This is a genomic window from Natrinema marinum, from assembly GCF_024296685.1.
Taxonomy (GTDB): Archaea; Halobacteriota; Halobacteria; order Halobacteriales; family Natrialbaceae; genus Natrinema; species Natrinema marinum.
Window position 1 is genome coordinate 1,682,446 of record NZ_CP100763.1, and the last position, 25,475, is coordinate 1,707,920.

28 protein-coding genes and 3 pseudogenes are annotated in these 25,475 nt (G+C 61.6%); 19 read left to right on the forward strand and 12 right to left on the reverse strand.

Annotated features, from left to right (window positions below; genetic code table 11):
* Nucleotides 1–156 precede the first annotated feature (156 nt).
* The 3 genes from NKH51_RS08285 to NKH51_RS08295 all read right to left on the reverse strand — a co-directional run bounded on the left by NKH51_RS08285 (nucleotide 157) and on the right by NKH51_RS08295 (nucleotide 3,531).
* Entirely contained in the window at nucleotides 157–2,250 is a 2,094-nt protein-coding gene (locus NKH51_RS08285) for a bacterio-opsin activator domain-containing protein (RefSeq protein ID WP_254764841.1), read from the reverse strand.
* A 261-nt stretch (nucleotides 2,251–2,511) separates the two neighbouring features.
* Nucleotides 2,512–2,763: an MTH865 family protein gene (locus NKH51_RS08290; protein ID WP_254764843.1), complete on the reverse strand. Its 252-nt coding sequence runs from the start codon at nucleotides 2,761–2,763 to the stop codon at nucleotides 2,512–2,514.
* 84 nt (nucleotides 2,764–2,847) lie between these two features.
* A complete protein-coding gene (locus tag NKH51_RS08295) occupies nucleotides 2,848–3,531 on the reverse strand; it encodes a hypothetical protein (protein ID WP_254764844.1) in 684 nt (227 codons plus the stop codon).
* 168 nt (nucleotides 3,532–3,699) lie between these two features.
* Between NKH51_RS08295 and NKH51_RS08300 the strand changes: the two genes are divergently transcribed.
* Nucleotides 3,700–4,089 (forward strand): ribbon-helix-helix domain-containing protein, encoded by a 390-nt coding sequence (locus NKH51_RS08300; RefSeq protein WP_254764846.1) that lies wholly within the window; start codon nucleotides 3,700–3,702, stop codon nucleotides 4,087–4,089.
* A gap of 20 nt (nucleotides 4,090–4,109) precedes the next feature.
* On the opposite strand, the gene NKH51_RS08305 is transcribed toward NKH51_RS08300, so the two are convergent.
* Nucleotides 4,110–5,708, reverse strand: a complete 1,599-nt coding sequence (locus NKH51_RS08305) for a cobyric acid synthase (protein WP_254764847.1) — start codon at nucleotides 5,706–5,708, stop codon at nucleotides 4,110–4,112.
* An 857-nt stretch (nucleotides 5,709–6,565) separates the two neighbouring features.
* A complete protein-coding gene (locus NKH51_RS08310; RefSeq protein WP_254764848.1) occupies nucleotides 6,566–7,387 on the reverse strand; it encodes an IS5 family transposase in 822 nt (273 codons plus the stop codon).
* Nucleotides 7,388–7,499: 112 nt separating this feature from the next.
* On the opposite strand from NKH51_RS08310, the pseudogene NKH51_RS08315 reads away from it, so the two are divergent.
* Nucleotides 7,500–8,313: pseudogene (locus NKH51_RS08315) on the forward strand (IS5 family transposase).
* A 325-nt stretch (nucleotides 8,314–8,638) separates the two neighbouring features.
* Here NKH51_RS08315 and NKH51_RS08320 read toward each other — a convergent pair.
* The 6 genes from NKH51_RS08320 to NKH51_RS08345 form a co-directional block, all read right to left on the reverse strand.
* Nucleotides 8,639–8,881, reverse strand: a complete 243-nt coding sequence (locus NKH51_RS08320; RefSeq protein ID WP_254764849.1) for a HalOD1 output domain-containing protein — start codon at nucleotides 8,879–8,881, stop codon at nucleotides 8,639–8,641.
* Between the two features lie 50 nt (nucleotides 8,882–8,931).
* Nucleotides 8,932–9,225, reverse strand: a complete 294-nt coding sequence (locus NKH51_RS08325; RefSeq protein ID WP_254764850.1) for a DUF7344 domain-containing protein — start codon at nucleotides 9,223–9,225, stop codon at nucleotides 8,932–8,934.
* 775 nt (nucleotides 9,226–10,000) lie between these two features.
* The gene (locus NKH51_RS08330; protein ID WP_254764851.1) at nucleotides 10,001–10,657 is read right to left on the reverse strand and encodes a bacterio-opsin activator domain-containing protein; all 657 of its coding nucleotides are present in this window, start codon (nucleotides 10,655–10,657) and stop codon (nucleotides 10,001–10,003) included.
* A gap of 368 nt (nucleotides 10,658–11,025) precedes the next feature.
* Nucleotides 11,026–12,510: a hypothetical protein gene (locus NKH51_RS08335; protein WP_254764852.1), complete on the reverse strand. Its 1,485-nt coding sequence runs from the start codon at nucleotides 12,508–12,510 to the stop codon at nucleotides 11,026–11,028.
* Nucleotides 12,507–13,271 carry an ABC transporter ATP-binding protein gene (locus NKH51_RS08340; protein ID WP_254764853.1) on the reverse strand — a complete coding sequence of 255 codons (765 nt, stop codon included), beginning with the start codon at nucleotides 13,269–13,271 and terminating at the stop codon, nucleotides 12,507–12,509. Before NKH51_RS08340 ends, NKH51_RS08335 begins: the two co-directional genes overlap by 4 nt.
* A 112-nt stretch (nucleotides 13,272–13,383) precedes the next feature.
* Nucleotides 13,384–14,073, reverse strand: a complete 690-nt coding sequence (locus NKH51_RS08345; RefSeq protein ID WP_254764854.1) for a cob(I)yrinic acid a,c-diamide adenosyltransferase — start codon at nucleotides 14,071–14,073, stop codon at nucleotides 13,384–13,386.
* A 139-nt stretch (nucleotides 14,074–14,212) separates the two neighbouring features.
* On the opposite strand from NKH51_RS08345, the gene NKH51_RS08350 reads away from it, so the two are divergent.
* The 6 genes from NKH51_RS08350 to NKH51_RS08375 all read left to right on the forward strand — a co-directional run bounded on the left by NKH51_RS08350 (nucleotide 14,213) and on the right by NKH51_RS08375 (nucleotide 18,442).
* Entirely contained in the window at nucleotides 14,213–14,572 is a 360-nt protein-coding gene (locus NKH51_RS08350; RefSeq protein WP_254764855.1) for a transcriptional regulator, read from the forward strand.
* A gap of 227 nt (nucleotides 14,573–14,799) precedes the next feature.
* Nucleotides 14,800–15,363 carry a hypothetical protein gene (locus NKH51_RS08355; RefSeq protein ID WP_254764856.1) on the forward strand — a complete coding sequence of 188 codons (564 nt, stop codon included), beginning with the start codon at nucleotides 14,800–14,802 and terminating at the stop codon, nucleotides 15,361–15,363.
* Between the two features lie 180 nt (nucleotides 15,364–15,543).
* Complete coding sequence (gene lrp, locus NKH51_RS08360; RefSeq protein ID WP_254764857.1) at nucleotides 15,544–16,005, forward strand: HTH-type transcriptional regulator Lrp; 462 nt, start codon at nucleotides 15,544–15,546, stop codon at nucleotides 16,003–16,005.
* 777 nt (nucleotides 16,006–16,782) lie between these two features.
* Complete coding sequence (locus tag NKH51_RS08365) at nucleotides 16,783–17,355, forward strand: calcium-binding protein (RefSeq protein WP_254764859.1); 573 nt, start codon at nucleotides 16,783–16,785, stop codon at nucleotides 17,353–17,355.
* 2 nt (nucleotides 17,356–17,357) lie between these two features.
* Complete coding sequence (locus tag NKH51_RS08370; protein ID WP_254764860.1) at nucleotides 17,358–17,684, forward strand: hypothetical protein; 327 nt, start codon at nucleotides 17,358–17,360, stop codon at nucleotides 17,682–17,684.
* A gap of 383 nt (nucleotides 17,685–18,067) precedes the next feature.
* The gene (locus NKH51_RS08375) at nucleotides 18,068–18,442 is read left to right on the forward strand and encodes a hypothetical protein (protein ID WP_254764862.1); all 375 of its coding nucleotides are present in this window, start codon (nucleotides 18,068–18,070) and stop codon (nucleotides 18,440–18,442) included.
* 60 nt (nucleotides 18,443–18,502) lie between these two features.
* On the opposite strand, the pseudogene NKH51_RS08380 reads toward NKH51_RS08375, so the two are convergent.
* Nucleotides 18,503–18,604: pseudogene (locus NKH51_RS08380) on the reverse strand (peptide-methionine (S)-S-oxide reductase MsrA); the annotation flags it as partial.
* Between the two features lie 52 nt (nucleotides 18,605–18,656).
* On the opposite strand from NKH51_RS08380, the gene NKH51_RS08385 reads away from it, so the two are divergent.
* From NKH51_RS08385 to NKH51_RS08420, 11 genes and pseudogenes are all read left to right on the forward strand, one after another.
* On the forward strand, nucleotides 18,657–20,015 hold the full coding sequence (locus NKH51_RS08385; protein ID WP_254764864.1) for a site-specific integrase: 1,359 nt from the start codon (nucleotides 18,657–18,659) through the stop codon (nucleotides 20,013–20,015).
* Nucleotides 20,016–20,231: 216 nt separating this feature from the next.
* The gene (locus tag NKH51_RS18895) at nucleotides 20,232–20,372 is read left to right on the forward strand and encodes an AbrB/MazE/SpoVT family DNA-binding domain-containing protein (protein WP_425606695.1); all 141 of its coding nucleotides are present in this window, start codon (nucleotides 20,232–20,234) and stop codon (nucleotides 20,370–20,372) included.
* 374 nt (nucleotides 20,373–20,746) lie between these two features.
* Entirely contained in the window at nucleotides 20,747–21,022 is a 276-nt protein-coding gene (locus NKH51_RS08390) for a hypothetical protein (protein ID WP_254764866.1), read from the forward strand.
* A pseudogene (locus tag NKH51_RS18900) lies at nucleotides 21,019–21,228 on the forward strand (DUF5817 domain-containing protein); the annotation flags it as partial. The gene NKH51_RS08390 and the pseudogene NKH51_RS18900, both read left to right, overlap by 4 nt.
* 3 nt (nucleotides 21,229–21,231) lie before the next feature.
* Nucleotides 21,232–22,686 (forward strand): hypothetical protein, encoded by a 1,455-nt coding sequence (locus NKH51_RS08395; protein WP_425606709.1) that lies wholly within the window; start codon nucleotides 21,232–21,234, stop codon nucleotides 22,684–22,686.
* A gap of 405 nt (nucleotides 22,687–23,091) precedes the next feature.
* Nucleotides 23,092–23,394 carry a DUF8136 domain-containing protein gene (locus NKH51_RS08400; RefSeq protein WP_254764869.1) on the forward strand — a complete coding sequence of 101 codons (303 nt, stop codon included), beginning with the start codon at nucleotides 23,092–23,094 and terminating at the stop codon, nucleotides 23,392–23,394.
* Entirely contained in the window at nucleotides 23,391–23,651 is a 261-nt protein-coding gene (locus tag NKH51_RS08405; protein WP_254764870.1) for a hypothetical protein, read from the forward strand. Before NKH51_RS08400 ends, NKH51_RS08405 begins: the two co-directional genes overlap by 4 nt.
* Nucleotides 23,644–23,952 carry a hypothetical protein gene (locus NKH51_RS08410; RefSeq protein WP_254764872.1) on the forward strand — a complete coding sequence of 103 codons (309 nt, stop codon included), beginning with the start codon at nucleotides 23,644–23,646 and terminating at the stop codon, nucleotides 23,950–23,952. The genes NKH51_RS08405 and NKH51_RS08410 overlap by 8 nt, the downstream gene beginning before the upstream one ends.
* On the forward strand, nucleotides 23,942–24,190 hold the full coding sequence (locus tag NKH51_RS18905) for a DUF7563 family protein (protein ID WP_425606696.1): 249 nt from the start codon (nucleotides 23,942–23,944) through the stop codon (nucleotides 24,188–24,190). Before NKH51_RS08410 ends, NKH51_RS18905 begins: the two co-directional genes overlap by 11 nt.
* Entirely contained in the window at nucleotides 24,183–24,590 is a 408-nt protein-coding gene (locus tag NKH51_RS08415) for a hypothetical protein (RefSeq protein ID WP_254764874.1), read from the forward strand. Before NKH51_RS18905 ends, NKH51_RS08415 begins: the two co-directional genes overlap by 8 nt.
* A 57-nt stretch (nucleotides 24,591–24,647) precedes the next feature.
* On the forward strand, nucleotides 24,648–25,325 hold the full coding sequence (locus tag NKH51_RS08420) for a hypothetical protein (protein WP_254764875.1): 678 nt from the start codon (nucleotides 24,648–24,650) through the stop codon (nucleotides 25,323–25,325).
* Nucleotides 25,326–25,475: the final 150 nt, after the last annotated feature.

Genomic DNA, 25,475 nt, shown 5'->3' on the forward strand with positions numbered 1-25,475 from the left:
AGCGGACGCGACACCGCCATCGTCGCTCGGGTTCATATGGATGAATTTTAAGAAATCGTGACCATCAGGCCGACGTGAATTCGCCAGCGGTCGGAGTAGTGACGGCCGCCGGCGATCGATATCGGGCCCTTGCAGCTGTCCGTTCCCGTGTCGAGCTCAATACTCGTCGGTCTCGAAGAACTCGCCGAGCACGGCTTTGAGCCCCTTTCGGAGGTGCTGGTGCATCGTCGGCGGCGAGATATCCATGGCGTCAGCGACCTCCTCGCCGGTGCTCTCGCGCGGCCAGTCGAAGAAGCCGCCGTAGTACGCGAGTCGCAACGTCGTCAGCTGGCGGTCCGTGAGCCGGTCGAGAATCCGGTTTCGGCGCTCGGCGGCCGTCCGAACCGGGCGGTCGACCTCGCGCCGGGCGATCAGTTGCGTGTTCTCGTAGACGTGGGTCAGCGCCTCCGCGATCTCTCGCACGTCGGCGCTCTGTGGCACCTCGACGAGACAGTTCCCGACGCCGTCTTCGACCGTCACGTCACGGATCGTCGCCCCGTGGTTCGCGAGCGTTCGGACGCCAGACTCCGAGAGGCGCATCTCGATCGTACAGCCCTCCTCCCCGTCGTAGATGAGCCGACACTCCTCGACGGAATCGTGGGCCATCGCCTCCTCGAGGACCGTCTCGCCGTCGAGGTCCTCGATAGTCACGTACTGAAAGCTGCGACCCTCGGCGGTTTTGCCGGCCCACTCGAGCTCGCAGGTACAGCCGTACTCCGCCGACAGATCGAACGAGAACGTTGCGCCGTCGTCGATCCGGAACTCGAGTTCGACGACGGTGTCTGCAAAGAGCAGCTGTCGGTTCTTCACCGCCATGATGGTGAAGCCGATCGTCTCCCCGAGCAGGCGAAAGCCCGCTCGCTCGCGCTCGCTGAAGGCGTCGTCGCGGCTCGCGAGGACGGTGAGCACGCCGTAGGTCGCGTCCTCGTGCGTGATCGGCACGGCGATCGCGGATCGCACGTCGTCTTCGCGGGCCGCCTCCCTGACCGGTTCGGGAACGAACTCGTCGTCGAGGATCCGGTTGGTCGTGCGGAGTTCGCCGGTTCGTGCCGCTTCCGTGGCCGGACACTCACAGCCGACGGTGCTGTCGCCGACGAGGTCCAGTGAGGCGGTGGCTTCGCCCGCACCGGTGCGATAGGCGAGCCGTCCGTCGCCCGTTCGTTCGGCGATCCACGAGCCACAGTATAGCTCCGAGTCGACGAGTTGCTCGCAGACCTCCTGCTCGACGGCGTCCCGCGCCGGCGCCTCGACCAGTGTCTCGATCACCTGCCGAACGACGGCGTTGATCCGATTGAGCGTCTCGAGTTGATCCTGCCGCGATCGGAGCTTGCGTTCTCGCTGGACCCGCTCGGTGATATCGCGGGCGAGCCAGACGACCGCCCGTCGGCCGCGGATCCGCTGTTCGATCGGAACGACGCGACCCTCGAACTGCCGGCAGCCGTCGGTCGTCGCTACCTCGTATTCGACGGACTGCACGTCCTCGGTCCGGATCGCTCGATCGATACAGTCCTGAAGCTTCGCGGCCACCTGATCGGGGAAGGCGTCAGCCAGCGTGGTCCCGGGCAACTCGTCGGCGGAGACGGAGTAGAGGTCGGCCGAATCGGGCCGCACCTTCGCCTCGAGGTAGGTCCCGTCTTCGCCGATGACGAACGCCTCGTCGGGGAGTTCGTTCGCAAGGATCCGGTGGTACTGTCCGCCGTCGCCGTCCGACGCCGGCCGCGAGCGGATCGTCGAGACGATGCGGTCGATCGGGTCCTCGTCGCGTTCCGTCGGAACGTATTCGGTCGCATCGGCCCGAAGCGCGACCGTCGCGAGCCGCTCGCTTCCCTCTCGCGGGGCGACGATCGTCGGCACCGCCGGCATGCGGGCGTGAACGCGTTGCAAAATCGTCTGGATTTCGCCCGGGCAGTCGAGTTCGACGACGACGGCGCCGGGTACGATCGTATCCGGATCCTCGCCGGACGCCGGAGCCGGCGGCGAGCGGTCGGCGGACGCCGCCGTCTCGTCGGGCTCCCCACGAGGCGATGCACCGTCGGTCGACGCCCCGGGTCCGTCGTCCGTCGGTCGACCGATGGTCTCGAGCACCTCGGGCGCGGGAACGGTCCGAACGTCGCGATCGATCGCACCCTCGAGTCGCGTCCGGAGATAGCTCTGATCTGCCGCTGCGTCGATCACGATGACGATCGGTTTCGCTCGGTGTGGTGTAGTCATCCGTCTTCGTTCCCCCTCCGCACGGTTTCTCAGGCCCGTCCGCAGTCGCTCCTTTTGTGTCGTGACACTGCCACAGAATAAAAGCCTGCTGGTTGTGCGGTAACACATCGTTCGGGATCGAATCGTTCCCACACCCGCCGAAACCGGCAGATCGATCGAGAGATACTGTCCGCCGGTCAGCGTTTCGGTCGACGACTGCGTCCGACGATCGAATCCCCCACGGGCGTACTGAACTCACGGCTCACCGCCGGCGACTATCGGTCACAGCTCGCCGCGTTCGCGGAGTTCCGCGAGCAGGTCGTCAACGAGGGTCTCGACGTCGTCGTACGGGAACTCGCCGCCGGAGGTCTTGGCGTTTAATTCCATCGCCGTCATCGAGAACTCGCCGGACTCGAACGTCGTACTCGGTCCGTCGGGAAGCGCCGGCACAAGCTCCATCGGCCCCGAGACCGGGTAGTCGGCGTCTTCGAACGCGTCGGTCAGCTGCTCACGGAGTTCGGCTTCGTCGACCATGCCGGTCACCGATTCGGCAACGGAAATAATAAATCTGCAGGGAGTTGGCGGTTCGTCGGTCGGGCCGCCCATTGCGACCGGCCGCTACAACCGACGCATGAACTCGGGCAGGATACCGCGCTCGCTCGAGTCGCCAGCCGCGGCCGGCTCGGCACCCGGCGGGTCGATCTCCCCGTCGTCGCGCGCGACGGCCGAGCCGTCGGTGCTCGCAGCGGTCCCGTCTCCCGTCGTTTCATCGGCTCTCCGGTCAGCATCGCCGTCCGCGCCGGCCTCGGACGCTGCTTCGACGGCCGCTTCGAACGCTGCCTCGGATTCGGGGCCGAAGTAGTAGGGGTCGCTCGGCGCGAGATACTCCCGAAGTTGCAGATTCGCGTAGCCGGCCAGTGCGAGCGCCGGGACGAACAGCGGCTCGATCCCGAACAGCGTCGGCCCGGCTGTCAGGATGACGAGAAACGCCGACAGCGGCGAGTAGAGGAAGAACGCGACCAGTCGAAAGGCGGCACCCACGTACGCGTCGACGACGTACGTGTAGAGCCCGTACGCGCCCACGATCAGCCCGAGGTCGGCGTAGAGGCCCACCAAGAGACCGACATCGCCGGCGACCAGTCCGTGGACGTGTACCGCGATCGCGGCGGTAAACACCGTCGTTCGATTGACGTAGGTCTCGTCCAGGGCCATCCCGGCGACGAGGACCGCAAGCTGGACCAGCGGCGCTGCGATCCACCACGGGAGGGAAGTGAGGATAACACCCCAGTACGCATCGATCACGGTGACTCGTGTGAGTGAATCCGGTCCGGTCCCTTTAACGTTCGTTCCGTTTCGAGACTCGATACGCCTCGAGACCGACCGAGCGCACTGCGATGGGACGCGCCCGATACGTAGCTCTCCGGACAGGTCTCCGTAACAGTAATTAACGAGCGGCCGAAATACCTCGGCATGGCGAAGGATACCGTCAGGTACCCTGACGACGTGGTCGCAAAGATCGACCAGCTCGTCGACGACGGTATGTTCGAAAGCAAATCCGAGTTCTATCGGTTCTCCGCGGAGTACGTTCTCACCTTACTCGATTCCGATCACGAGGTAAAGACCTTCAACTTCGACGAGATCAAGACCGAACTCGACATCAGCGAGCACGACCACGCCGAAGCGCTCGGGGCCGACGGCGGGACCCTCTTTCTCGACGCGGTGATCAACGTCCGCAAACACGGCCTGCGCGGTGACTACGAGGCCGCCGAACGGTTCATCGACACCCACTACGACGAGACCGACCAGGAGTGTATCATCCTCGAGGAACTGCTCGGTACCTACCGCGACGGACCGGCATAGCGCTCTCCCTTTCGGGTCCGCTACTCGAGTCGCCCGAACGGTTCGCCCAGCGCCGCCAGATCGACGTTCTCGCGAACCAGCCGCGCCGCTCGGTCGTAGGGTGTCCCGCGATTGCCGTCCGTCTCGGGCGCCGCCGACGGCTCGGCGTCGTCCTGCGCCGGCCGATCGATCCCCGCGCTCGCCGCGACGGCCTCGAGAAACGCCGTCCGCACCGATTCGTTGTCGAATAGGCCGTGCAGGTAGGTTCCCAAGACTTGTCCGCTGGCCGTGCTCGAGTCACCCAGCGGCCGCGTTACGTCCTCGAGCGCCCGGGTCCGGCCGGCGTGGATCTCGTAGCCCGACGCGGTCCCGTCGGCCCCCGACAGGAGCGGCGAGGCCGAGCCGTCGACCGGGACGGTGGTCTGCTCGAGGCGTTTGTCGTCATCGAACCGAGTCTCGACCGGCAGCAGTCCCAGCCCCTCGACGACGTCGGCGTCGCCGGTTCCCTCGAGCGCGGCGTTGGTGATCCGCTCGCCGAGCAGTTGATAGCCGCCGCAGACGCCGACGATCGGCCCGTCGAAGGCTGCGAGCGACTCGGAGAAGCCGGCCTCGTGTAGCGCCAGCAGGTCGTCGACGGTGTTCTTCGTGCCCGGCAGGACGACCGCGTCGGCGTCGACGCCCGCGAGCGGCGAAGCGGAATTGCCGTCGACCGGCACGTAGACCACCGAGACGCCCGGCTCGGCCGCCAGCGCCTCGAGGTCGGTTGCGTTCGAGATGCGGGGGAGTCGGGGCACGGCGATCCGAATCTGCCGATCCGCAGGAACGCCGTCGTCGTCGCCGACGACGCCCCGTTCTTCGCTGCCGGGGAGGCCGACGCTGTCCTCCGCCGGGAGACCGGGATCGTCGTAGGGCAACACGCCCAGAATCGGCACGCCCGTTCGGGACTCGATCTCCTCGATACCGGGCTCGAGCAGCGAGGGATCGCCCCGGAACTTCGTGATGAGCGCGCCGACGATCCGCTCGCGAAGCGCATCGGGGACGAGTTCGATGGTGCCGTAGAGGCTGGCAAAGGCGCCGCCGCGCTCGATGTCCACCAGCAGAATGATATCCGCGTCGGCGAATTCGGCGGTCTCGACGTTCGCGAGGTCCCGATCGTGGAGGTTGATCTCGCCGATGCTCCCCGCGCCCTCGGCGACGATCACGTCGTTGTCCGCGGCCAGTCTGCGGTACGATTCCGCGGCCGCCTCGCGCGCTCGCTCCCAGTACTCCTCGTAGTAGGATCCTGCGGGCACGTGGTCGTGCGCTGTTCCCTGTACCACCAGCTGGCTCTCGCCGTCGCCGCGCGGTTTGAGCAGGACTGGATTACAGTCGGTGGTTGGAGTCGTGCGGGCCGCTCGAGCTTGGACGAACTGCGAGACGCCGATCTCGCCCCACTGGCCGCTATCGCTGTCGTCCGATTCGACAGGCTGTTGGCCCTCGATGTCCGGCCGCACGACGACACGGGCGTTGTTGCTCATGTTCTGGCCCTTGAACGGGGCGACGTCGATCCCGCGGTCGGCGAGCAGTCGGCAGAGGCCGGCCGCGACCGTCGATTTGCCGACGTGGCTCGCGGTTCCGGCGACGAGAAGCGTTCTGGTCATCCGCGTTGGGAGAGTGTTCGCGCGGCCGGTGGTATCGTCCTATCGGTTTGGTCGCCCTGCTGGCGTTCCGTTCGTGCAGGACGCCGTACTCGCCCATTACGGAAGCGGATCGACACAGTCTCGGAGTTCGTTCTCAGTATGCCAAGTAAAGAGTCGATCCGCGTCTGCGAGAATATTGAAAACAGCCGTTTGAATTCGGATATAGAGCATTTTGGCTCTGTTGAAATCCTGTCGTTCCAACATTTGTCTCGCTGGAATCGCCGTTAGGTAGGTGTGCGTATTCATCAGAGTTGTCGATCAGAATCCACAACTGTCTATAGAAAATACGGTACAAATATGCCCTCCCGCCGTACTGTCATTGGGTCACTTGGAGTTGCCGCTTTGGGTGGACTCGGTGCTTGGTTGTGGTTAACTCCCGCAACAGGATATGTCCAAGAAAAATCGATCGAGGCAAGATACCGAGAAGGGAACCAATTGCATAGTGAATCGGTTATGACCGTCACCCTCAGCAATCCACCCGGCTCCGACTCGCCTCAAATCAACTGGCTACACGATGATTGGCAGAACCGATTTGAATCCCCTTCTACCCCCGTAGTTTCTGAATCGTTACATAATGAGCTCCAACAAGTATACGAAGAGGTACGCTATGTCGTCGGAGTTTGTAGCCCATCATGGGGTGAGGACGAGGAGACGACAGGCTGTTACAATGCGAGTGCAGGTCGAGAAGATTTCAACCGCGTTCAAGTCCACGACCGCGTGACCGCCTCTAAAACCACCAACGCTGGCCTCTCAATACACAGCGTTAAGGGAAAGTGGTCGTTCGATGAAATGTGACCGGTAGACTCTATATCTAACGTTCAGAGTGCCTTGTCGATGTTGTGAGTGAGACAGCCGACAACGAGTTCACGGAACTGCTTCCACCAGTGCCGTGAGCGGACGAACACACCGTACTTGCGTTTGAGGCGAGAGTTTACCGTCTCGTTTTGACTGCGCTGTCCGTAGAGATCGGCATCCAACCGAGCATTCCACGCTTTGTGAAGAGACGAGAACTCGCGGTGCTTAATGAGCGGACGAACACCAGTTTCACGGGCTAATGCGCGAATCTTCTGGTCATCGTATCCCTTGTCGCCGAGGAGAACCGCTACTTCCCCGGTATTTCGCTTGATGAGTGACGGTGCGATTTGCGAGTCGTGTTTTCGTGTCGTCGTCACGTGTACGTCGATAATCGCGTTCGACCTCGTGTCTACGAGAAGCGTGACTTTCAAGTGCTGAATCGTCAACTTCGTTCGCTTCGTATAGTGTTTTGAGGCGTGACTACGGTCAAACCCGGAAGCGTCGATCCCGACGACACCGCTGGTCGGGAGCAGTGTGACCGAAAGGTTGAGCAGAACGCGCCAAACCGCCATATCGAGCCGGCTGAACGCCTTACACAACGTCGAAGGAGAGGGGAGTTCCTGAAGATCGAGGGCGCTCCAAATCCGAGGCATCTCGATGAGTTCGTCAAGCAGGGTTCGGTACGTCGTATTCTTCCGCACCTTGAGACAGAGCAAAACGATGTGTTGATGAAGTGTGTATCGTCGTTTCGAGAACTTCGAGGAGTAGCGAGCAACGGATCGCCGAGCCAAGTGCATCGCTTGCTCAACGAACCGGAGTAGCCGCAACTTCGGGAGGGCTTCCATCCGGTCAGACTACTAGACGAACCTGTATCTCTCTGAGGATTTCAACAGAGCCAGCATTTTGACTCTGTTGAAATCCTCAGGGAGTTACAGGATTGACCAGTAGTTTGACTGAATGCAGGTCCTCACAAAGTCGCAGTTGCTTCAGTTCGTTGAGCAGGCGTATCACTTTGCTCGTCAAGCAACCGCTCGATACTCTTCGAAGTTCTCGAAACGACGGTACACACTCCACCAACACATCGTTTTGCCCTGCCTCAAAGTGCGGAAGAACACGACGTATCGGATGCTTCTCGACGAACTCATCGAGATGCCTCGGATTCGACGTTGTGTAAAGCGTTCAACCGGCTCAATATGGCTGTCTGGCGGGTTCTCCTCAACCTCTCCGTTACGCTTCTCCCGACCAACGGTGTCGTCGGGATTGACGCCTCCGGCTTCGACTGCAGTCACGCCTCGAAGCACTACACAAAGCGAACGAAGTTGACGATTCAGCAGTTGAAAGTCACACTTCTCGTGGACACGAGAGTGAATGCGATCCTCGATGTGCACGTGACGACGACCAGGAAGCACGACTCGCAGATTGCGCCGTCGCTCATTAAGCGGAACACTGGTGGGGTAGAGGTTCTCCTCGATGCAAGGGGTACGACGATCAGAAGATTCGCACACTATCCCATGAGGAAGGTGTTCGTCCGCTCATCAAGCACCGCACGTTTTCGTCGCTCCACAAGGCGTGGAACGCTCGGCTCGACGCCAATCTCTACGGGTAGCGTAGTCAGAATGAGACAGTGAACTGTCGGCTCAAACGCAAGTACGGTGCCTTCGTCCGTTCACGACTCTGGTGGAAGCAGTTCCGTGAACTCGTCATCAAATGCGTTGTTCACAACGTGGAACACGCCCTCGAAATTTCACGCGATGAGTACGAGCGTCTGTGATTCTGAGAGGAGCGGACTGCTGAATAGAGAAGGTGTACTCTGCAGGACTCAGTGATCCAAGCTCAACTTCACCGTTGAGCAACTGTTAGAATGGGCTTGTGACCCTACCAGTTGTTTCAGACTGCGGCGACGAATACGCGGGATATGGACGAACAGGACAAGAACCCCGGGATATGCCTACTTGCCAACCAGGATGAGATACCGAGATTGCCAGTGCGAAGACGTAGCTGCGTAACGAATGCGAGACGGACGACGGCATCGAGGGCGTGTGTGGCGTATGGGGCGGGTGTCCGTCTCGGGAGGCGTCGTAGCGCCGGATGACCCGCTATTTTTCGAGACTCACGTCGCCGTTTGCGGTGACAGTGACTGTGTAGTCGCAGTACGTGAACGTCACAGTGCCGCCTGTCGGATTTTTGTTTGCGAACAACGAATCTAATGAGCCGGGGTCGATCACGTCGTATAGTTTCTCGGGCAGTTCAGTGGGGTGAATATTCATCTCCTTGGCGACAGCCTCGATTACGGCGTGGCTCCACGCATTGGCCGATGAAGTGGGTGATGACGGACTCATGTATAGTATGGTATGCGACTACGCGTACGAAAGCAATCATCTCTCGGTCGTCACTCCGCGCCGTCGGACGCGATACATTCGAGCAATGGCCGAATCTCGTCGAACTGCGGCCCCTTGATGATTTGATCTGTCTTTTCGTTCCACTCGATGTAGCCGTCGTCTTCGAGCGTTGGCAAGTGGACGTGATACAGTTCGGTCTGCACTCGCTGCTCGGCGTCGGTCAGCACTGAGTGTCCTGTGGGGGATTCAAACCCTGCGTCCTGCGGATTCGATTGGAGAAGGGCGAGCAAGAGTGTACGACGCTGTTCGTGCGCGAGTGCCTCGAATGCCGAATCTGTATTCATTATCATCACACAAATGCCGGGGAGACAATCAGGCTACCCTTTTCATATACAAACCGACCTTCTACCCTTTTCATATACAAACCGACCTTCTACCCTTTTCATATACAAACCGACCTTCTACCCTTTTCATATACAAACCGACCTTCTACCCTTTTCATATACAAACCGACCTTCTACCCTTTTCATATACAAACCGACCTTCTACCCTTTTCATATACAAAACCGACCTTCTACCCTTTTCATATACAAACCGACCTTCTACCCTTTTCATATACAAACCGACCTTCTTAACACCCTTTTCATATACAAACCGACCTTACTACCCTTTTCATATACAAACCGACCTTCTACCCTTTTCATATACAAACCGACCTTCTACCCTTTTCATATACAAACCGACCTTCTACCCTTTTCATATACAAACCGACCTTCTACCCTTTTCATATACAAACCGACCTTCTACCCTTTTCATATACAAACCGACCTTCTACCCTTTTCATATACAAACCGACCTTCTACCCTTTTCATATACAAACCGACCTTCTACCCTTTTCATATACAAACCGACCTTCTACCCTTTTCATATACAAACCGACCTTCTACCCTTTTCATATACAAACCGACCTTCTACCCTTTTCATATACAAACCGACCTTCTACCCTTTTCATATACAAACCGACCTTCTACCCTTTTCATATACAAACCGACCTTCTACCCTTTTCATATACAAACCGACCTTCTACCCTTTTCATATACAGCCCGGTTCTGTATCCACTTAAGGTCGGACTGTGGTGGCGGAGAGCGTGTTGCCGAGAACCTGCTTGACCCCTCCACGGAGACGGGAGCCGACGGCCTGCTGTGAGATGCCGAGTTCCTCACCGAGAGCTTCCAACGTGACCTCGCGGGGGGACTCGAAGTACCCCCGGTCGTAGGCAAGCACCAGCGCCTCTAGCTGAGTGTCAGTGAGGATAGCTTCGGTCGGCTTCTCGACGGGCGTGAGTGCGTGCAGCTCCGTTAGCGAGACCGGGATGTCCAGCTCTCGACAGCGTCGTTGAAAGGCAGCGATGTCACTTCGAGCATCGCCGCGGATTTCGAACGTCCACTGTTGGTCTGTCCCGGTGGCCTCGATCAGTGGAACTCCTGTCTCCGCCAGTACCGTTAGCACGTCGTCGTAGTCTATCGTCCACTCAACGCGTAACAGGTACTCGTCCTCGACAGAGTCGATGACCCGAATCTCCTTCACGCCGGGGTGTTCGGTGAACGCACCCACAATGTCGTCGACTTCGGTACCCCGCACCCAGAAGTAGGGAATCACCACCCCCTGTGCGGGGACGAGTCGCTCCAGCTCGACCGTCACGTTCGGCAATTGCTTGAACACTGTCCCCAGCGGGAACTCGTCTGACGGAACCGTGAACGTCGCTTCAGTAGCCATGTCCATCCCATGGGCTTCCAGCTGAAAAGGCCTGCTACTGATTGTCTCGCGTTCTCGACCACCGTTCGCGGACGCATCATCTCTCGGCCCAGTATTCGGTACAAGGTCTATCCTGGCCCAACCAGTGGGTTCACCGATACGGTATCCGACGTCGGTACCAGCACCCGCTGTACGTAACACCGAATGCCGGAAAGTCAAATGTCCGATACGCCTTCCTCTATTCAGCGCGGGTGCTGAAACCTATCACCGTTTGAGGATTTCAACAGGGCCTCTACGATCGAGTCAAGAAAACGGACGAGATCGTGCGATACGAAACCGCACCGCGACCCGATCGATAGGTTCGGACAAATTCGGCGTCCCCGAAGACGTTACTCCGTTCTGTACCGCGCGTCCCAGCGCGGCCCGGCGCGACTCGAGAGGACAATCCCGACGGTCCCCATGACGACCCCGCCGAGTCCGAGCGCAGCGACGAGTTCGAGCGGCGGAGGCACCACGACGAAGCCGGCGACCAGCGTCGGGACGAGCGCGACGGCGACGCCGACGGTGAAGGTCGCGAACCGAACGGCGTCGAAGAGGAACTCGTTGGGATCGAAGCCGGCGATGTAGACCGTGAGGCCGTAGTAGTACAGCGCGTAGCCGGCGAGCAACACCGCGCCGACGGCGGCGTCCGCGAGCGTCGCGTCGAACCAGACCACGGCCGCGAGGTAGGGGAGGGCGACCGCCGGCGCGCCGACGAGGACGAACGCGATCCGCTTGGCCCGGAAGACGTCCTCGACCGAGACGGGGTAGGTGAGGTAGGCCTCGAGCGAGTCGAACTGGGTCAGCCAGTTGTAGGTCGTAAACGCCGAGAGGCCGAGGACGCCGCCGAAGAAGATCCCCGGCGCTGGCGCGATGCCGGTGATCGAGTCGACGACGCCGACGAGCGCGGCGACCAGCGCGAGCAGGATCGTCGCCGAGACGAACGGCTTCCAGACGCCGCCCGAGGACCGGGCGAGGTCCAGCAACGTCTTCGTGACGAGGGGTGCGTTCTCGAGCGGGAGCGCTCCACTGAGCCGGGCGAAGCGATCGGTCGCCGTCCGCGAGGGACGGCCGTACGTCGGATCGTAGGCCGCCAGCGACGCCGTCGCGACGGCGACGGTGCCGAGTGCCAGCCCGACGGCGGCGGTCACAGGACCGTCGATCGGGACGAGGACGGCCTGAACGAGGCCAAGGCTCCCGGTCGCCCAGCCAGCGACGACGGCGGTCCCGACCGCCAGCCCGATGGCCCACGGCGGCGCGCCCCGGGTTCGGACGGCGATCAGCGCGACGGTGGTCGCCATCCCGGCCGCGAAGACGAGACAGAGCGACAGCCAGAACAGGAGGACCGAGAGCGGCGTCGACGCGGAGAGGGGCTCGAGCGCGGCGCTCGCCAGCGCCATCGGCAAGACGAAGGCGACGCCGTAGAACAGCGCGTCCTTCAGGAGGAACACGCCGAGCAAGCGCCGCCGCGAGAGCGGCAGCGTGGTAGACGAGGAGAGTAGCAAGGAGAGCTTCCCGAAGACGTTCTCGAGCATGTCCGAGCCGGCGAAGCCCGCGGTGCCGCTGTAGAGCCCGAACCCGAGCGCCAGCGCGTGGAGGCCGCCGACGACCGTCTCCGGCGCGGTGCCGGTCTCGACCAGCGCGACGGTGGCGCTCACCGCGAGGACGGCGATGACGAGCGGAAAGGCCGCGAAGCGCCAGCCGCCGAACAGCTCGGTGTGCATCCGCCACTCCTCGCGAAAGAGGATCGCGAGCAGCCGCGGCGTCGAGAGCCCGGCTCCCGATCCGGAACGGGTCGTGCCGGCAGGCCCCGTCGGGTCCGTCGTCCCAGTCATGGACCCGTCCCGTCGGTCGCCTCGAGCGTCGGCATGTCCCGCGCGGCCTCGCCCTCGACGCGCTCGAGGAACAGCTCGAGCAGCGATTCGTCGCTCCGGTCATCGGAAAGCGCCCGCTCGGTGACGAGTTGTCCGTCGGCGACGATCCCCACGCGGGTGCAGATCTCCTCGGCGACGTCGATGTTGTGCGTCGAGACGAAGACGGCGTTGTCGCCGGCCGCGTAGGAGACGAGGAACCGTTTGACTTGCTCTTGGACGAGCGGGTCGAGATTCGCCAGCGGCTCGTCGATGAAGACCACGTCCGGCTGGTGGAGGAACGCCTGCGTGATCATCACCTTCTGTTGTTGCCCGCGCGATAGGTCGGTGTGGAGCGTATCGAGCTTGCTCTCGAAGCCGAGGCGCTGCGCCCAGTCGTCAGTCCGGTCGGCGACCCGTTCGGCCGGCAGGTCCCGTACCTCGCCGACGAACTCGAAGTACTCCCGCGGCGTGAGGAAACTCGGCGGTGACCCCTGCTCCGGCAGGATTCCGACCTTCCGGCGCGTCTCGATCGGTTCGGCGACCGGATCGGTCTCGAGGACGCGAACCTCGCCCGCGTCCGGCCGGATCTGGCCGGTCAGCGTCCGAATCGTCGTGGTCTTCCCGGCACCGTTCGGCCCGAGGAACCCGTAGAGCTCCCCGCGCTCGACGGTGAAATCCATTCCGGCGACTGCCTCGACGGCTCCGTAGGACTTCCGCAGTCCGTCGACCCGAATGACACCCATTGAACGTCGAACCGTTCTCAGAAGCTGATAATAACTGTGTTGGTAGGATAGTAGTGACAACGCAGCAGCGATTCTCGAGTCCGGGGCCTAGCGGCCACGATGGGTGCGGTAATCAGAACTCGGTCCCGCGGCGCGCCCGTTGGCCGTCGTCTATCGGATGTTTCACTTTCCGTACGTTTGTAATTAGATCGGCGCGGTCCGCGAGGTAGTCGGGCTCGGCGTGGCTCCCCGAAAGGATCAACTCGAGGTCGTCGGGCTTCGCGTCGACGAGATCGAGCACGTCGTCCGCCGAGAGCAGGCCGCGATCGGCGGCGTAGAGGACCTCGTCGAGGATCAGCATGTGCATCCCCGCTTCGGGCTCGGCGTCGAGATCGATCGGTTCGCCGAGATCGGCCTCGTCGGCCGCCTCGAGGAGGTCCCGTGCGCGCTCGAGGCCCGCCTGGGCCTGCGCTTCGTGGTCGGCCTCGTCGCTGCCGTCGGCCATGCCGTGCCAGCCGTAGTGGCCGAGGTTCTCGTAGCTAATCCCCGGCAGGGCGGCGATCGCGTTGTACTCGCCGCGGACGGCCTCGACGCTCGCGGCACCACCTTTCATGAACTGAAGCATGTGGACCCGGTAGCCGTGGCCGGCGGCGCGCATCCCCATGCCGAGCGTCGCGGTCGTCTTCCCCTTGCCGTCGCCCCACCAGACCTGAACGAGGCCGAATTCCTCGGGTGCGGCCGGCTCGATGCGCTCTGCCTCCGGTGTCCGCCCCTGACCGGGCGTGCTCTCGATCGTGGACTCCGGCGTCCGATCGTCGCTCATACGCGGGCAGTCGGCTCGATCGTACATGTAGTTGCCCCACTCGACCGCCGGCGCGCGCCGTCGTACCGATCGGTGCCGTTCCAGTGACACTTGTAACCAAACGTGTCTTTAGGCTTCGCTCCCAACGTCGCTACACCTGATGTCACTCGAGTTCCCCTCGTCGGACGACGCGCCCGATCTCGAGTGCGTGGTCGCCGCACTCGACGACGGCGACTGTCGTGAGATCATCGCGGTGCTCGAGGAGCCGATGACGGTCCACGAGGTCGCCGAGGCGACCGACCGGCCGCTCTCGACGACCTACCGCAAACTCGATCGGCTGTCCGAAGCCGGATTAGTCGAGGAGGCCGCCGGCGTCCAGCGCGATCGCCATCAGAAGGCCCGGTACGTCGCCAACCTCGAGCGAATCTCGATCGGTTTCGATGACGCCAACGAGCTGCGCGTCGATGTTGACCACGCGCCTGGGCTGAGTCTCTGGTCGGACATCACTCGGGAGTTCTGACGGCCCCTGCGACGGCGTCGCCTCGTCCGGTTTCAGACGCCGACAACACCAGCAGTTCCGAAAAGAGCGAGTACGCTACCGGCCACGACATCGGCGTCCGTCGGCTCTCGTCCCTCGAACCCCCGAACGAACCCGCCGCGTCCGCTTGCCTCGCGTGGCTGAAGCGGTCTCTCGCAGTTCGAGACACGGCACACGCCTTGATGGTCGCGTGTAGTCTCCCGGATGGTATGAGCGCCGCCAACGACTCGAGTCACCGCTCCGACACCGGGAGCGAACTCGCCTTTCCGGCCTACGGCCCGATCGACGCCGCCCTCGGCTACGGACTGTTCTATCTCGTCGTCGACCGGGCGACGCCGACGATCGTGGCCGTCTTCACGGAAGTGCTTCCCGACGTGTCGCCGTCGCTGATCGGGCTGGGACTGGCGATGCTCCTCTGGGTCGTCCTGCTCGTGACCGTTCTCGACCAGCTCCGGCGACAACTCGCCGCGCTCGGGATCGTCACCCACGCGGCCGTCCGCCCCCGACGGTCGGGACGCTCGAGGCCGTCCGTGGGCCGACTGCTCCTGTCGCTGGCGGTCGCAACCGTCGGGGGTCTCATCGCCGCGTGGACGTACGATCCGGCGCTCGAGGCCGTCGTCTCGCTGATTCGCGTCGTCGAGGTGGCCGACATCGACGTGCTCGTGCCCACCGAGGTCGGCCTCCTGCTCGTCTTTTTCGTGTCGTTCGAGATCGCGGCGCGGTCGGTCGACAAGCTGGTCATCGGCGGACTCAGGGCCCTGCTAGGGGGCTGAGCGACCGATCGTCGAACGGGCCGCGGCGAGGTCGACACCGGGTCCGGGAGGCGACTGCACCGGTTCACTTTCGGATCGAGCAGTAGGCCACCACCGACGTTCGATACAAACCTCGCAGTTGATCGAGCCATAATTGGATATTCGTAACCTCCTAATACGGCGAGCGATATATAGTACACAATGACCTACGAAAACTTGGATGATGATCTCGTAAACGAGTTGATCGACAACGGTCGAACGAGCCTTCGCAGCCTCGCGGAAGAACTCGATGTCTCCGTCACCACCGTCTCTAACCACCTTTCCGATCTCGAGGAATCGGGCGTGATCAACGGCTACACGCCGAAGATCGACTACGATGCCGTCGGCTACGACGTGACCGCGATCATGCAACTCAAAGCCGAGGGGAGCGCCTTGCCCGAGATCACCGAGACGCTGAAAGATCACAGCCAGATGATCTCGGTCTACGAGGTGACCGGTGACTACGACGTGATCGCTATCGGGAAGTTCACCGATACGGATGACATGAACGATCAGATCAAGAGTCTGATCACCGATCCCGACATCAACCAGTCGAACACGAGTATCGTCCTCAACACGGTCTCCGAAAACAATCAGTTCGAACTCGAATCCGAAACGAGCTAGTAACCGAACACGATCGGAAACGAGGATTCCCGTCGCCGCGTTCGCGAGTCGTGTGCCGGTTCGGACAGCGAACGGGCCGCCGTGTTACGGTGAGTTCCAACACAAGCATAGCTTTCGTCACCCGTGAGAGTCCGGTAAGAACGCATCGAACGATAGGCGAGATTACCGGTCGTCCGACGGTCGCCTCTCAGCCCGCCTGACTGTTGTCGGAACGCACGCTCCGATCAAGCAGTATTTTCGCTCGTTTCCGTTTCGACCGGTCGTCCGAAAGACGTTCTTTTCGCTCGAGTCGCAGCCGACCGTTGCGACCGGTTCGGTAGGCGATACGATCGGTTTAGACGAAGCAGATCGCGCCGGTCGACCGGTTACGATTACTGACTGTTGCGAACGGGTACAAGCGGACTATCTCGCCGTCGCATGTCAAGCAGCCGTGAGGCCACGCTAACCCCCGTCCGTGCTTGTTACTCACCTCAGTTATTATCGCTCCGAACCGTCGACGCAATTCGATACTTCTCTCGGCGAGTCAGACCGGCAGGAATGTCGGTACTGCGGCAATCATGTTATATCCGTATCAATAAGTTCTTTCGAGTATGGAAGGATCTGCAACCGAAGTCGCCTCCAGACCGTAAACAGAGGCTGCTGAAGCTTTATCGAAAGTAACCACTCGCAGTGCGTCCCCGTCCTGCTAAATTAACTGATACGGAAAGGAACAGTCGCTGGCGTTTATTCGACACCTCAGCTAACGTCTTAGCGTCCCTGATGGGGCATGAGAGAATAATGAGTGAACAAGAAACGACAGGCGACTCGAGGCGGTCGTTCATGGCGAAGGGCGCCCTCGCGACGGGCGCGCTGACGCTGGGGACGGGCGCATTCGGCACGGCCACAGTCGGTGCACAGGAAGATCAAGTAGCGGTATTCGCGAGCGAACTCTATCCGGGTGCGGATTTCGACGTTCTCGCCCAACTTCAGGCGAGCACGACAGTCGATGTGCTACAGTTGGACGGGGAAACGGTGCCAGAGATCTCCCAGCCCGACGAGTGGAACGGACACATCATCCGATACGATATCGGCCAGCAATCGGGTATCACGTCGTTCCTGTTCGCGCGCGGGACGAGTCTGAGTTCCGGTGACAGCGGAACGCTCGGCGACGATGCGTCGGTGCTGAGCGCCGATCTAAACCTCATGAACACGTCGCTGGGCGGTGGCGGCGGTAACGGCGGCGGTAACGGTGGCGGCGGCGGTAACGGTGGCGGCGGTAACGGTGGCGGCGGTAACGGTGGCGGCGATATGAACGGCGGAAACGATACCGGCAACGGCAACGAGACGGCCGCTGGAAACGGAGGTGAATAACGATGGTACAAGATGACGACGGACAAGTGTTGGTGTTCACGTACAACTACGAAGCCGGGGAGAGCTTCGACGTCGTCTCGCAACTCGAAACGAGCACGACGGTGAGCATTCTTCAGACCGCAGACGGGGAGACCGTTCCGGAGATCTCTCAACCGGACGAGTACACCGGTCACGTGGTCCGGTACTCGACCGACGACGGGCCCCAGGCACCGTCCGTCCTCCTGTTCACCCGCGATCAGAGCTACAGTAGCGGCGACTCCGCGACGCTTGGGGAAGACGCACAGATGTTCAGCACCCAGCTGAATCTCATCTCCACGTCGATAGAGTAGCGTCTCGAACCTATTTTTATCACACTCGCAGTCGATAGCTCCGATCGCCGTCGCCGGCGGCTCGAACGGCGCGTCGTTGTTGCTTGCGGACGTACCGTGTCGACGAGCGGAACAGCGATCGTCGAGGGAGGAGCCGACGAAAGCGAATACCGCCATATTACTGACGCATGACACACGAGAAATCGAGCGGATCGGACGAGCCGGACGGTCCAGCGGCCGACATCGATTCCTCGAGCGTGGTACCGAACCGTCGTCCGAGAACCAGCGGTACGGCCGATGGCGCTCCGCGTGAAGCACACCAGAGGAGAGAGGCCACCACCGAGACACGCCTGTCCGACGGTTCCACTTCGGAGGGAGGGAACGAACCCGAACCGGAGCAACCCGTGCTAGTACCCATTCACGAGTACCGGCCGGGGCTGACCGTTCGAGTCGTCGACCGGCTCCCGGCACCGATCACCGTCCAGCTGCTGCGGCTACCCAACGGCAGGACGATTCCGGAACTAACGCGGCCCGACGAGTACGGCGGGTACGTCGTCCGCGCCGAACTCGGGCCGAACCGCGTTCGATCGACGATAATCGTGTTCACGCGCGGGTCGCTCGAGCGCGACGAGTGTTACCTGTTCAGCACCGATGGACAGGTGTTCAGTACGCGGCTGCATCTCTTCGAGACGACGGTTCGCCGCATCGCGTCGGCCGGCGGTAGTTGCAACACGCCTCCTCAGAGTCCATCACGACGCGTCAGGCGGTACGAACGGTAACCGATCGCTCGGACGACGGTCAGCGACTCGAGCGGTCCGTGCATCCCGCCGTTCTCGTGGCTACTGCGTGGCGACGCGCTCGCGGAATTTCTCGCGGACCTTCTCGACTTTCGGGGCCGCGTGCATCGTACAGTAGGCGTCGTTCGGATTCTTCTCGAAGAATCCGCGTGTGACCGACCGAAATACTTTCTCGGCCAGCGCGCGTCTTGTTCGCATGGCCCGGAGCTATTCACAGCAGTACGAGGACACCCGAGAGCGAGTCCGTGAACATCGGCATGGCGGCGAGTTCGAGATCACCAACGGACGAACGAAGGAATTTCCAGCCTACGAAGATCCCGAAGATGCCGAGCGAATGTTACAGATGGCCGACGCCTACGACGAAGAAAATCTCGTCGAAGATACGCCTGATGGACAGAAGACGAAATCGGAAACGACCCTGAAGAACTACCTCTCGGGATTAAAGAAAACCGCCCCACACGTTGCGCTAACCGATACAAGCGCGACCGAACTAAACACGGTCATGCAGGGCTTTCACGACGGGACGCTCGAGAACGTGAAAGACGATGGACTCTCAAAAGGAACTATTCGTATCTATCAGAACGCGCTCCGCCAGTTCTACTACGTGTTCTCAGATGTCAGCGTTGCTTCCGAGGACATTACGCTATTCCAGATCGACGATAAGGCGGTCGATCCAGCCGATATGCTGACTCGCGAGGAAATCCAAGCGATGCGCGACGCGGCCGACTGTATGCGGGACCGCGCACTCTTCGACTTCTTGATCTACACCGGTCAACGGAACACAGCCACTCGAACGCTCCGAATCAAGGATCTCGAGCTCGAGAACGACCGGTTCCGGTTAAACGGGGACGCGACTGGATTAAAAGAGGCCGAGAAGAACGGCAAATGGCGCGACCTCCTATTATCCTCGGCGACCCTCAAGCAGTATCTTAGTACCGAACATCCAGCACCCGATGATCCAGAGGCCTACGTATTCGTGGGGCGGCCGAAGTACGCCGGACCGGATCCGAAAACCATGCTCGATCCAACGACCATCGGCGCGATCGTCGGACGATTATCCGAACGCGCAGCCGAAGATTACCCCGCAATTGAATCTAAGCCTACGCATCCTCACGCCCTTCGTCATAACTTCGTAACAATCGCGCTCCGTCGTGGGATGGACGAGTCGGCAATCAAGCACCAGATCGGACATAAACACGAGAGTACCGTTATGGAGTCCACGTACGCACATCTCAAGGACAGCGATCATATCCGCGAAGCGCGCGAAGCGTTCGACCTCGAAGTCGACGAAGCGGAGAGCGAGCTCACGCCGGAAGTATGTCCCCGCTGCGGAGAAAATCCACCCGCGGACGCACGGCTCTGTCCGTATTGCGGACTCGAATATACCCCCGACGCGGAGAAGATGATGGAACGGGCCAACGAGGACGTACGTAACTCCTATCAGCAAGTCGACGCAGACGATGCCGAGACGGTCGAGAAACTCCAGATCGTCGATGAACTGCTCGACGATCCCGAAGTCAAGAAGGCGTTGCTCGAGAAATCCGAATCCGCGTAGGGAAATCTGGCTCGGCAGTCGAATCTATATCCCCTGCCACCGCCACCGCTACAACCCCCGTGGTAGGGCAGTCTCTGGTCGTGGGATTCTAGGGGTTCCACTATAGAACACCTATACCATCACCTACTTCAACTAATATTTCGCCTCATAAGTGGGAGAACGGAAAATAGTTGGAAGAATCAGCGGCTTTATAGACAGTTCCGCCCGAACCCAGATATGGGTCGCACGACGCCGACTCGTCTACGAGATCGCGGTCGAGTTACGATACCGAAGGACATCCGGGAAGAATTCGGACTCGAGCATGGAGACTGGATCGTTCTTAAAATCCATCCGCTCGAGGAGGTCGATACGTCGTGATCGGGTTAGCGACGGAGCTCGATCTTTCGGACGCCGAGGTCGAGGCTCTCGAGCAACTCACTGAGAGCGACCTCCCTTGTGAATGGATCGCGCACCATCTCTTGGAACTCAAGGATAAATGATATATCTGATATAAGCTAATCCGAATGAACGCCGCAGAAGGGACCAGCTTCTGCGGCAACGGCAGTTACGCTAAGCCACGATCCGACTAAGACCAGTGGTCGTGCGATTCTTTCATCGTCACCTATCGACGTAAATCGATCGGTGTGGAGGACAGAACGCACGTCTGCTTTCTGATCTGTCGGGCCGTGAATCGCCTGTTCCGACGTGGAACGGGTCAGTACATACTATCTATAATGGATATTTCAATTGACATGGCGGAAGCGGTCGATAGCACGGCCGACGAACAGGAGATCAGTTACGAGCAACTCGAAGAAGCGAAGGCGGCCTACGAGCGCGCGACGGGACTGCGGCCGATCCCGTGGAGTGTGTTCTTCGACGCAACGGGAAGGATCGCAGAGGACGTTGATTTCGATCGCGAGTTCGACCGGGAGATCGATGTAACGACGTTGGCTGGTTTCGCCGAGTTTGCGATCGAAACGGCTGATCGACTCAAAGACTCGGTTGAACAGAACGGTGAGCGGCGATGACCGCGGCGACGACGAGAGCAAGCGATAAACACGAACGGGTCGCGGTTGTCAGCTGTTCCGACTGTGAATGGTTTTGGCTCATTGACATCCAACGTGCCCACCCGGAGAAAACGGAGTGTCCCCGCTGCGGCACCAGCAAACTCTACGAAAAACGTAGAAAAATCCTTGAGACGGACGATCTCGAGTACGCTTGCGAGATCCGGGCGTCGATGCTCGCGGCTCGCTGGGGCGAAGACGACGCATTCGCGGTGCTCGACTCGTTCTTGGATCTCGGAGATCGATACGAGATGCTCTGGGTGGATCGGTACGAGCATCTCGTGGACACCGAGTTCACAGACTGGCGCTGGGGAGCCGACCGCGTCGGCGACCGCCCGATCCTCTCCGATCTGTGGAAGGGGCCGGTCGAAGATCGGCTCGACGACTTCGCGGAAGCGTATCAGCCATCCGAACGATGTCAGGGTCCCGCCCTATCACGAAGTTCCGGATTTGCCGAGCAACCCCGTGGCGATGAGTCGGCGCGACTCGAGCGGCTCCTCCGAGACGAGAGATCGGGAGACGGCAAGCCGATCGTCTGGCTCGCCCGTGTGGTCTTCGGGCGGGACGTAGAGTCGGGCGACGCCGACTGGCGGTGGACTCGACGCGAATGTGAGCGGCTGTCGGGAGTCGATGTGGTCCGTCCGACGGCGACACACTCGGTCGTCGTCGATGACGACGGTGACGAACCGACGTTCGAAAACCGCGAGACGGCGGCGGATCTCGTGTGGGCGTCGATCGACGAATCCGCACTGCATTCGTCGCTTGATACCGTTAGTGTGCAAAAGCTTCCGCAGTCGACGGCGTCGCGCTCAACGGCGAAATCGAGAGCGGCAGGAATGGTATCGCGTCGCCAGACGATCGAGACGACGACGTGGGCGTGCCTAATCGGTTCGCTCGGGGCGTACCGAGCCGGGATCGGTGATCTGGAGGAGCCGGATCCGACGCGGTTCACGGATCGGGCTCGGGCGCGAAAGCCGGGAGCACGACTGTCGGAAGCGTTCGATCGGGCGGGTGAGAAATACGAGCGGGGCGTGATACTGACGGGGACGACGAAGCCGTCGCGATTCCCGAGCATCGCGGACGGGGCGGCGGAGCTAACCGACGACGTGACGAACCTCCGGAAATGGCTGGGGCGGCGGCTCGACGGCGGGATCCCGCCGTCGATAACGTGTTTCGAGCCGACGAAACACGGCGTGGGACATCCGCATTCGGCGTTGTTCGGCGTCGACGCTGCCGACATACCAATAGAAGACGTGAAAACGTATTGGCAGGAAGAAGAAACCGTGGGACGGGGCCACCAAGTCACGGTCGAGCCGATCGCGGTAGACGAGACGGGCTCGTGGTACTGGCTCGGCGACGGGCCGGACGACGCGGGGTGCCCTCCGGCGGCGTATCTGAAGGAAGGGGCTCGAGCGCTCGAGACGGCGGCGCGGACGGACGCCGACGACATACTCGTGATCGCCGACGCCTACCGCGACGCCGACGAGTCGACCGACGATCTCGAGCCGTCGACGCTGGACGTGCCGGAGACGGTGATGGCGAACCCGGACGCGATACGGATCGCGTCGTGGTACTTTAGCACGAATACGCGAGCAGCGACGAACGGCTCGGCGGAACTCCGGTCATAATGGCGCGCCCGGCGGGCCGACGCGGCCGTTGGCAAGATCGCCCGCTACGCGAGCCCATATATGTGAGAACCAAACCCTTTTGACCGTCCGGTTCGAGATACGACACGTTCAAGAACCGCGATACAGCGACCCAATCTGTATATCTATGCCATCTGACGATCCTCACCGAGATCCTCACCGCGTTATTCTCGTGCCGGACAGTATCGCCGACGACGTTCGGTCATATGCTCGGACTCTCGAAATCGCCACGGACGCCGTCGGCGAGACGGAAACCGACGCGAACGAGCCGAGCGGCGACGCCCCCGCGGATAAGCGGGAGATAGACGAGCGGCGATCGGCCACGACGCGGTCGGAAACGGCCGGAACCACCGAGAGCGACGTTGCCGACCCACGGGGTGGGCGGCGATGAGCGCCGACGCCGACGACGCGACGGACGCCGACGCAGACGCGACCGCGGGAGGCTCGGCGATCGACGCGACGGACGCCGACAACTACGATGCGATTCTCGACGATCTGGACGTAGCGATCGCGGAAGCCCGTCGGAAGATCGAGAGCGGACGTGTTCGATCGCCGGAAAACGAGCGCGTCCGGCAGGGGTGGGTCAAGACGCTGGCCTACGCCGTGAACGTTCGTCGTCAGTGCTTAAATGATAAGAAACTCGAAGAACTCGACGAGCGCCTCTCCGCGATCGAAGGTGGTGGCGAATGACGCGACGGAGCACGAGCACGCGGTCGCTCGAGAAGCGGATCCGTGAACTGGAGCAGACCGAACGCGACTGGAATATCACGGTATCGCATATCTGCGTCGACGACGCGGGTAACAGGCCGGAGATTGCCGACTACGAGATCCTTAACGAATCGGCGTTCGGGTCGGGCGGCGGCACGATCACGATTCGGCGAGCGATCCCCGACGCGACCGCGGGAGACTCGAACGACGTGACCGACGGTGACGATGACGATGAGTGACGCCGACTCGGACGACGTGACCGGCCGTCGGCGAACGCGAAACGTCCGGCGGCGCTCTCGGGAGCGAGACGAGCCGCGGGAGTGGGACTGCGCGAAACCGACCTCCGACGATCTTCGATCGGCGAATCGGGCGGAGGTAGCGCGAACGTACGCGGATCTCGCGGCGGCAGAGATCGATGGGACCGATGACGCCGCGAAACGGCTGAGATTTGCGAAGCCAGCGAGCCGGACGCTTCTCGCCCGGCGATTCCGGGCGCGCTATCTCGAGCGCGACGACGAAGGTGACGACGATGACCCGTGAATGCGAGAACTGCGGAAATCACGTCTCTGACCAGTTCGCCCGTGTCTTCGGCGACGACGCGGGCCGGGTTCGCTCGTGTATCGACTGCCCCGATATGACGCTCGCCGACTTATCAGCCGGTGCGGCGGCGGATCCGGCCCGACGCGCTCGAATCGAGCGGTCAACCACGGGAGCGTCGACGTTCACGTCGCGATCGGAGGCGGCGATCGCCGACGACGGGAGGACCGCGGATGACTGACGACGAGCCACTCCGACCGGACCGGCCGCGAATCGAGCCGGCCGACGTATCGTCGGTATCGGAGGACGAGCGTGACCTCAACGCGGCGCTGGTCGAGACGATCTCCGACGGCAACGGCACGGACGCGTTCGACGCGGACGACTGGGCGATCTACGCGAAGGGTCTCCTGTTGGCTCGCGGCCACGATCCCGAGAACGTCGTCATCCTGCCGAGCGACGACGGCGTCGAGATCGTCCCGGCGGAGACGTACCGCCGAGAGAGAGAATCGATCGCGGAAGTCGCCGAACTGGCGACGCGCTATCTCCGGCGGGTCGAGCGGGTTCCGATCTCCGAACTCGAGCAAATGGACGACCTCGAGCGAGTGCAGGCGTTCGTGGCGGCGACGGGAGCCGAGAAATGACCACGCGACCGATGACCTCGAGCGGCCACGTTCGAGACGGTCAGGTCCCTACGAGCAGTGACTGCTCAAGCGCGGTCTCGAGACCGCGGCCGCAAGCGGCCAGTCTTCGATTCGGAAGTCATAGACGCGCTCCGATCGCGGGCAGGACCCCCGCGTTCGGCGACGCGTTTCTCTCGTATTGCTCGCGAACTATCTGCGGTTTCACTTCAACCAGACATGTCTGAAGATTCATTGACGCTTACAGAACAGCAGTATGACCTTCTCGTCGCGGCGGAGCGGTGCGACGGCGAACCACGCGTAGTCGCTGCGGAGACGCTCGACGCGATTCGCGACGTGCTCGAGCCCGCCGTGTCCTCGACGGGCGTGCGTGATGCGTCGGTCCTCAGCGTCCAGCAGTTAGCGATGCAGCTCGCCGAATCAGATTCGGAGCCCGATGCACTCGTGCAAAACCCGGAGACGACGCGTCCGACGCAGGATGAGCTTAAGGCCGGCGACGGTGACGACGAGCCGGCGTCGGCCGCCGACGCGCTGGCCGATCTCGAGCGTGACGATCCCGCCGCCGCGAGAGAAGTTCGGAAGACGCTGGCCAAATCCCGGACGGTATCGGACCGGCTGCCGGAGCATAGCAACGCGCTCAGGCGGCAAGCGAGCCGCCGGCTTGGGCTCGACGACGAATCGGCTGTCGACGAACTGCTCGAAAGCGACGAGATCCCGAGCGATCCGCGGCTTGTCTAACCCGGAATTAGATCACGCTCGACTGGGGCTCGCGGTTAGCCCTCGTCGATCTCGTCCGACTCGCCATCGTCTTCGTCGTCGTCGCTGTTCCGGGCACGAGCGGACTCCAGTGATCGACGGCGTTGATATCTATCACCGGAATATTGAATA

Bases quoted from the DNA above. Each gene is read 5' to 3' on its own strand.
- lrp (WP_254764857.1), top strand. From the start codon at position 15,544: ATGACCTACGAAAACTTGGATGATGATCTCGTAAACGAGTTGATCGAC.
- NKH51_RS08410 (WP_254764872.1), top strand. From the start codon at position 23,644: ATGAGTGACGCCGACTCGGACGACGTGACCGGCCGTCGGCGAACGCGA.
- NKH51_RS08345 (WP_254764854.1), bottom strand. From the start codon at position 14,073: ATGAGCGACGATCGGACGCCGGAGTCCACGATCGAGAGCACGCCCGGT.
- NKH51_RS18905 (WP_425606696.1), top strand. From the start codon at position 23,942: ATGACCCGTGAATGCGAGAACTGCGGAAATCACGTCTCTGACCAGTTC.
- NKH51_RS08325 (WP_254764850.1), bottom strand. From the start codon at position 9,225: ATGAATACAGATTCGGCATTCGAGGCACTCGCGCACGAACAGCGTCGT.
- NKH51_RS08370 (WP_254764860.1), top strand. From the start codon at position 17,358: ATGGTACAAGATGACGACGGACAAGTGTTGGTGTTCACGTACAACTAC.
- NKH51_RS08300 (WP_254764846.1), top strand. From the start codon at position 3,700: ATGGCGAAGGATACCGTCAGGTACCCTGACGACGTGGTCGCAAAGATC.
- NKH51_RS08305 (WP_254764847.1), bottom strand. From the start codon at position 5,708: ATGACCAGAACGCTTCTCGTCGCCGGAACCGCGAGCCACGTCGGCAAA.
- NKH51_RS08385 (WP_254764864.1), top strand. From the start codon at position 18,657: ATGGCCCGGAGCTATTCACAGCAGTACGAGGACACCCGAGAGCGAGTC.
- NKH51_RS08400 (WP_254764869.1), top strand. From the start codon at position 23,092: ATGAGCGCCGACGCCGACGACGCGACGGACGCCGACGCAGACGCGACC.
- NKH51_RS08395 (WP_425606709.1), top strand. From the start codon at position 21,232: ATGCTCGCGGCTCGCTGGGGCGAAGACGACGCATTCGCGGTGCTCGAC.
- NKH51_RS08340 (WP_254764853.1), bottom strand. From the start codon at position 13,271: ATGGGTGTCATTCGGGTCGACGGACTGCGGAAGTCCTACGGAGCCGTC.
- NKH51_RS08310 (WP_254764848.1), bottom strand. From the start codon at position 7,387: ATGGAAGCCCTCCCGAAGTTGCGGCTACTCCGGTTCGTTGAGCAAGCG.
- NKH51_RS08285 (WP_254764841.1), bottom strand. From the start codon at position 2,250: ATGACTACACCACACCGAGCGAAACCGATCGTCATCGTGATCGACGCA.
- NKH51_RS08335 (WP_254764852.1), bottom strand. From the start codon at position 12,510: ATGACTGGGACGACGGACCCGACGGGGCCTGCCGGCACGACCCGTTCC.
- NKH51_RS08290 (WP_254764843.1), bottom strand. From the start codon at position 2,763: ATGGTCGACGAAGCCGAACTCCGTGAGCAGCTGACCGACGCGTTCGAA.
- NKH51_RS08390 (WP_254764866.1), top strand. From the start codon at position 20,747: ATGGCGGAAGCGGTCGATAGCACGGCCGACGAACAGGAGATCAGTTAC.
- NKH51_RS08320 (WP_254764849.1), bottom strand. From the start codon at position 8,881: ATGAGTCCGTCATCACCCACTTCATCGGCCAATGCGTGGAGCCACGCC.
- NKH51_RS08415 (WP_254764874.1), top strand. From the start codon at position 24,183: ATGACTGACGACGAGCCACTCCGACCGGACCGGCCGCGAATCGAGCCG.
- NKH51_RS08365 (WP_254764859.1), top strand. From the start codon at position 16,783: ATGAGTGAACAAGAAACGACAGGCGACTCGAGGCGGTCGTTCATGGCG.
- NKH51_RS08355 (WP_254764856.1), top strand. From the start codon at position 14,800: ATGAGCGCCGCCAACGACTCGAGTCACCGCTCCGACACCGGGAGCGAA.
- NKH51_RS08405 (WP_254764870.1), top strand. From the start codon at position 23,391: ATGACGCGACGGAGCACGAGCACGCGGTCGCTCGAGAAGCGGATCCGT.
- NKH51_RS08330 (WP_254764851.1), bottom strand. From the start codon at position 10,657: ATGGCTACTGAAGCGACGTTCACGGTTCCGTCAGACGAGTTCCCGCTG.
- NKH51_RS18895 (WP_425606695.1), top strand. From the start codon at position 20,232: ATGGGTCGCACGACGCCGACTCGTCTACGAGATCGCGGTCGAGTTACG.
- NKH51_RS08350 (WP_254764855.1), top strand. From the start codon at position 14,213: ATGTCACTCGAGTTCCCCTCGTCGGACGACGCGCCCGATCTCGAGTGC.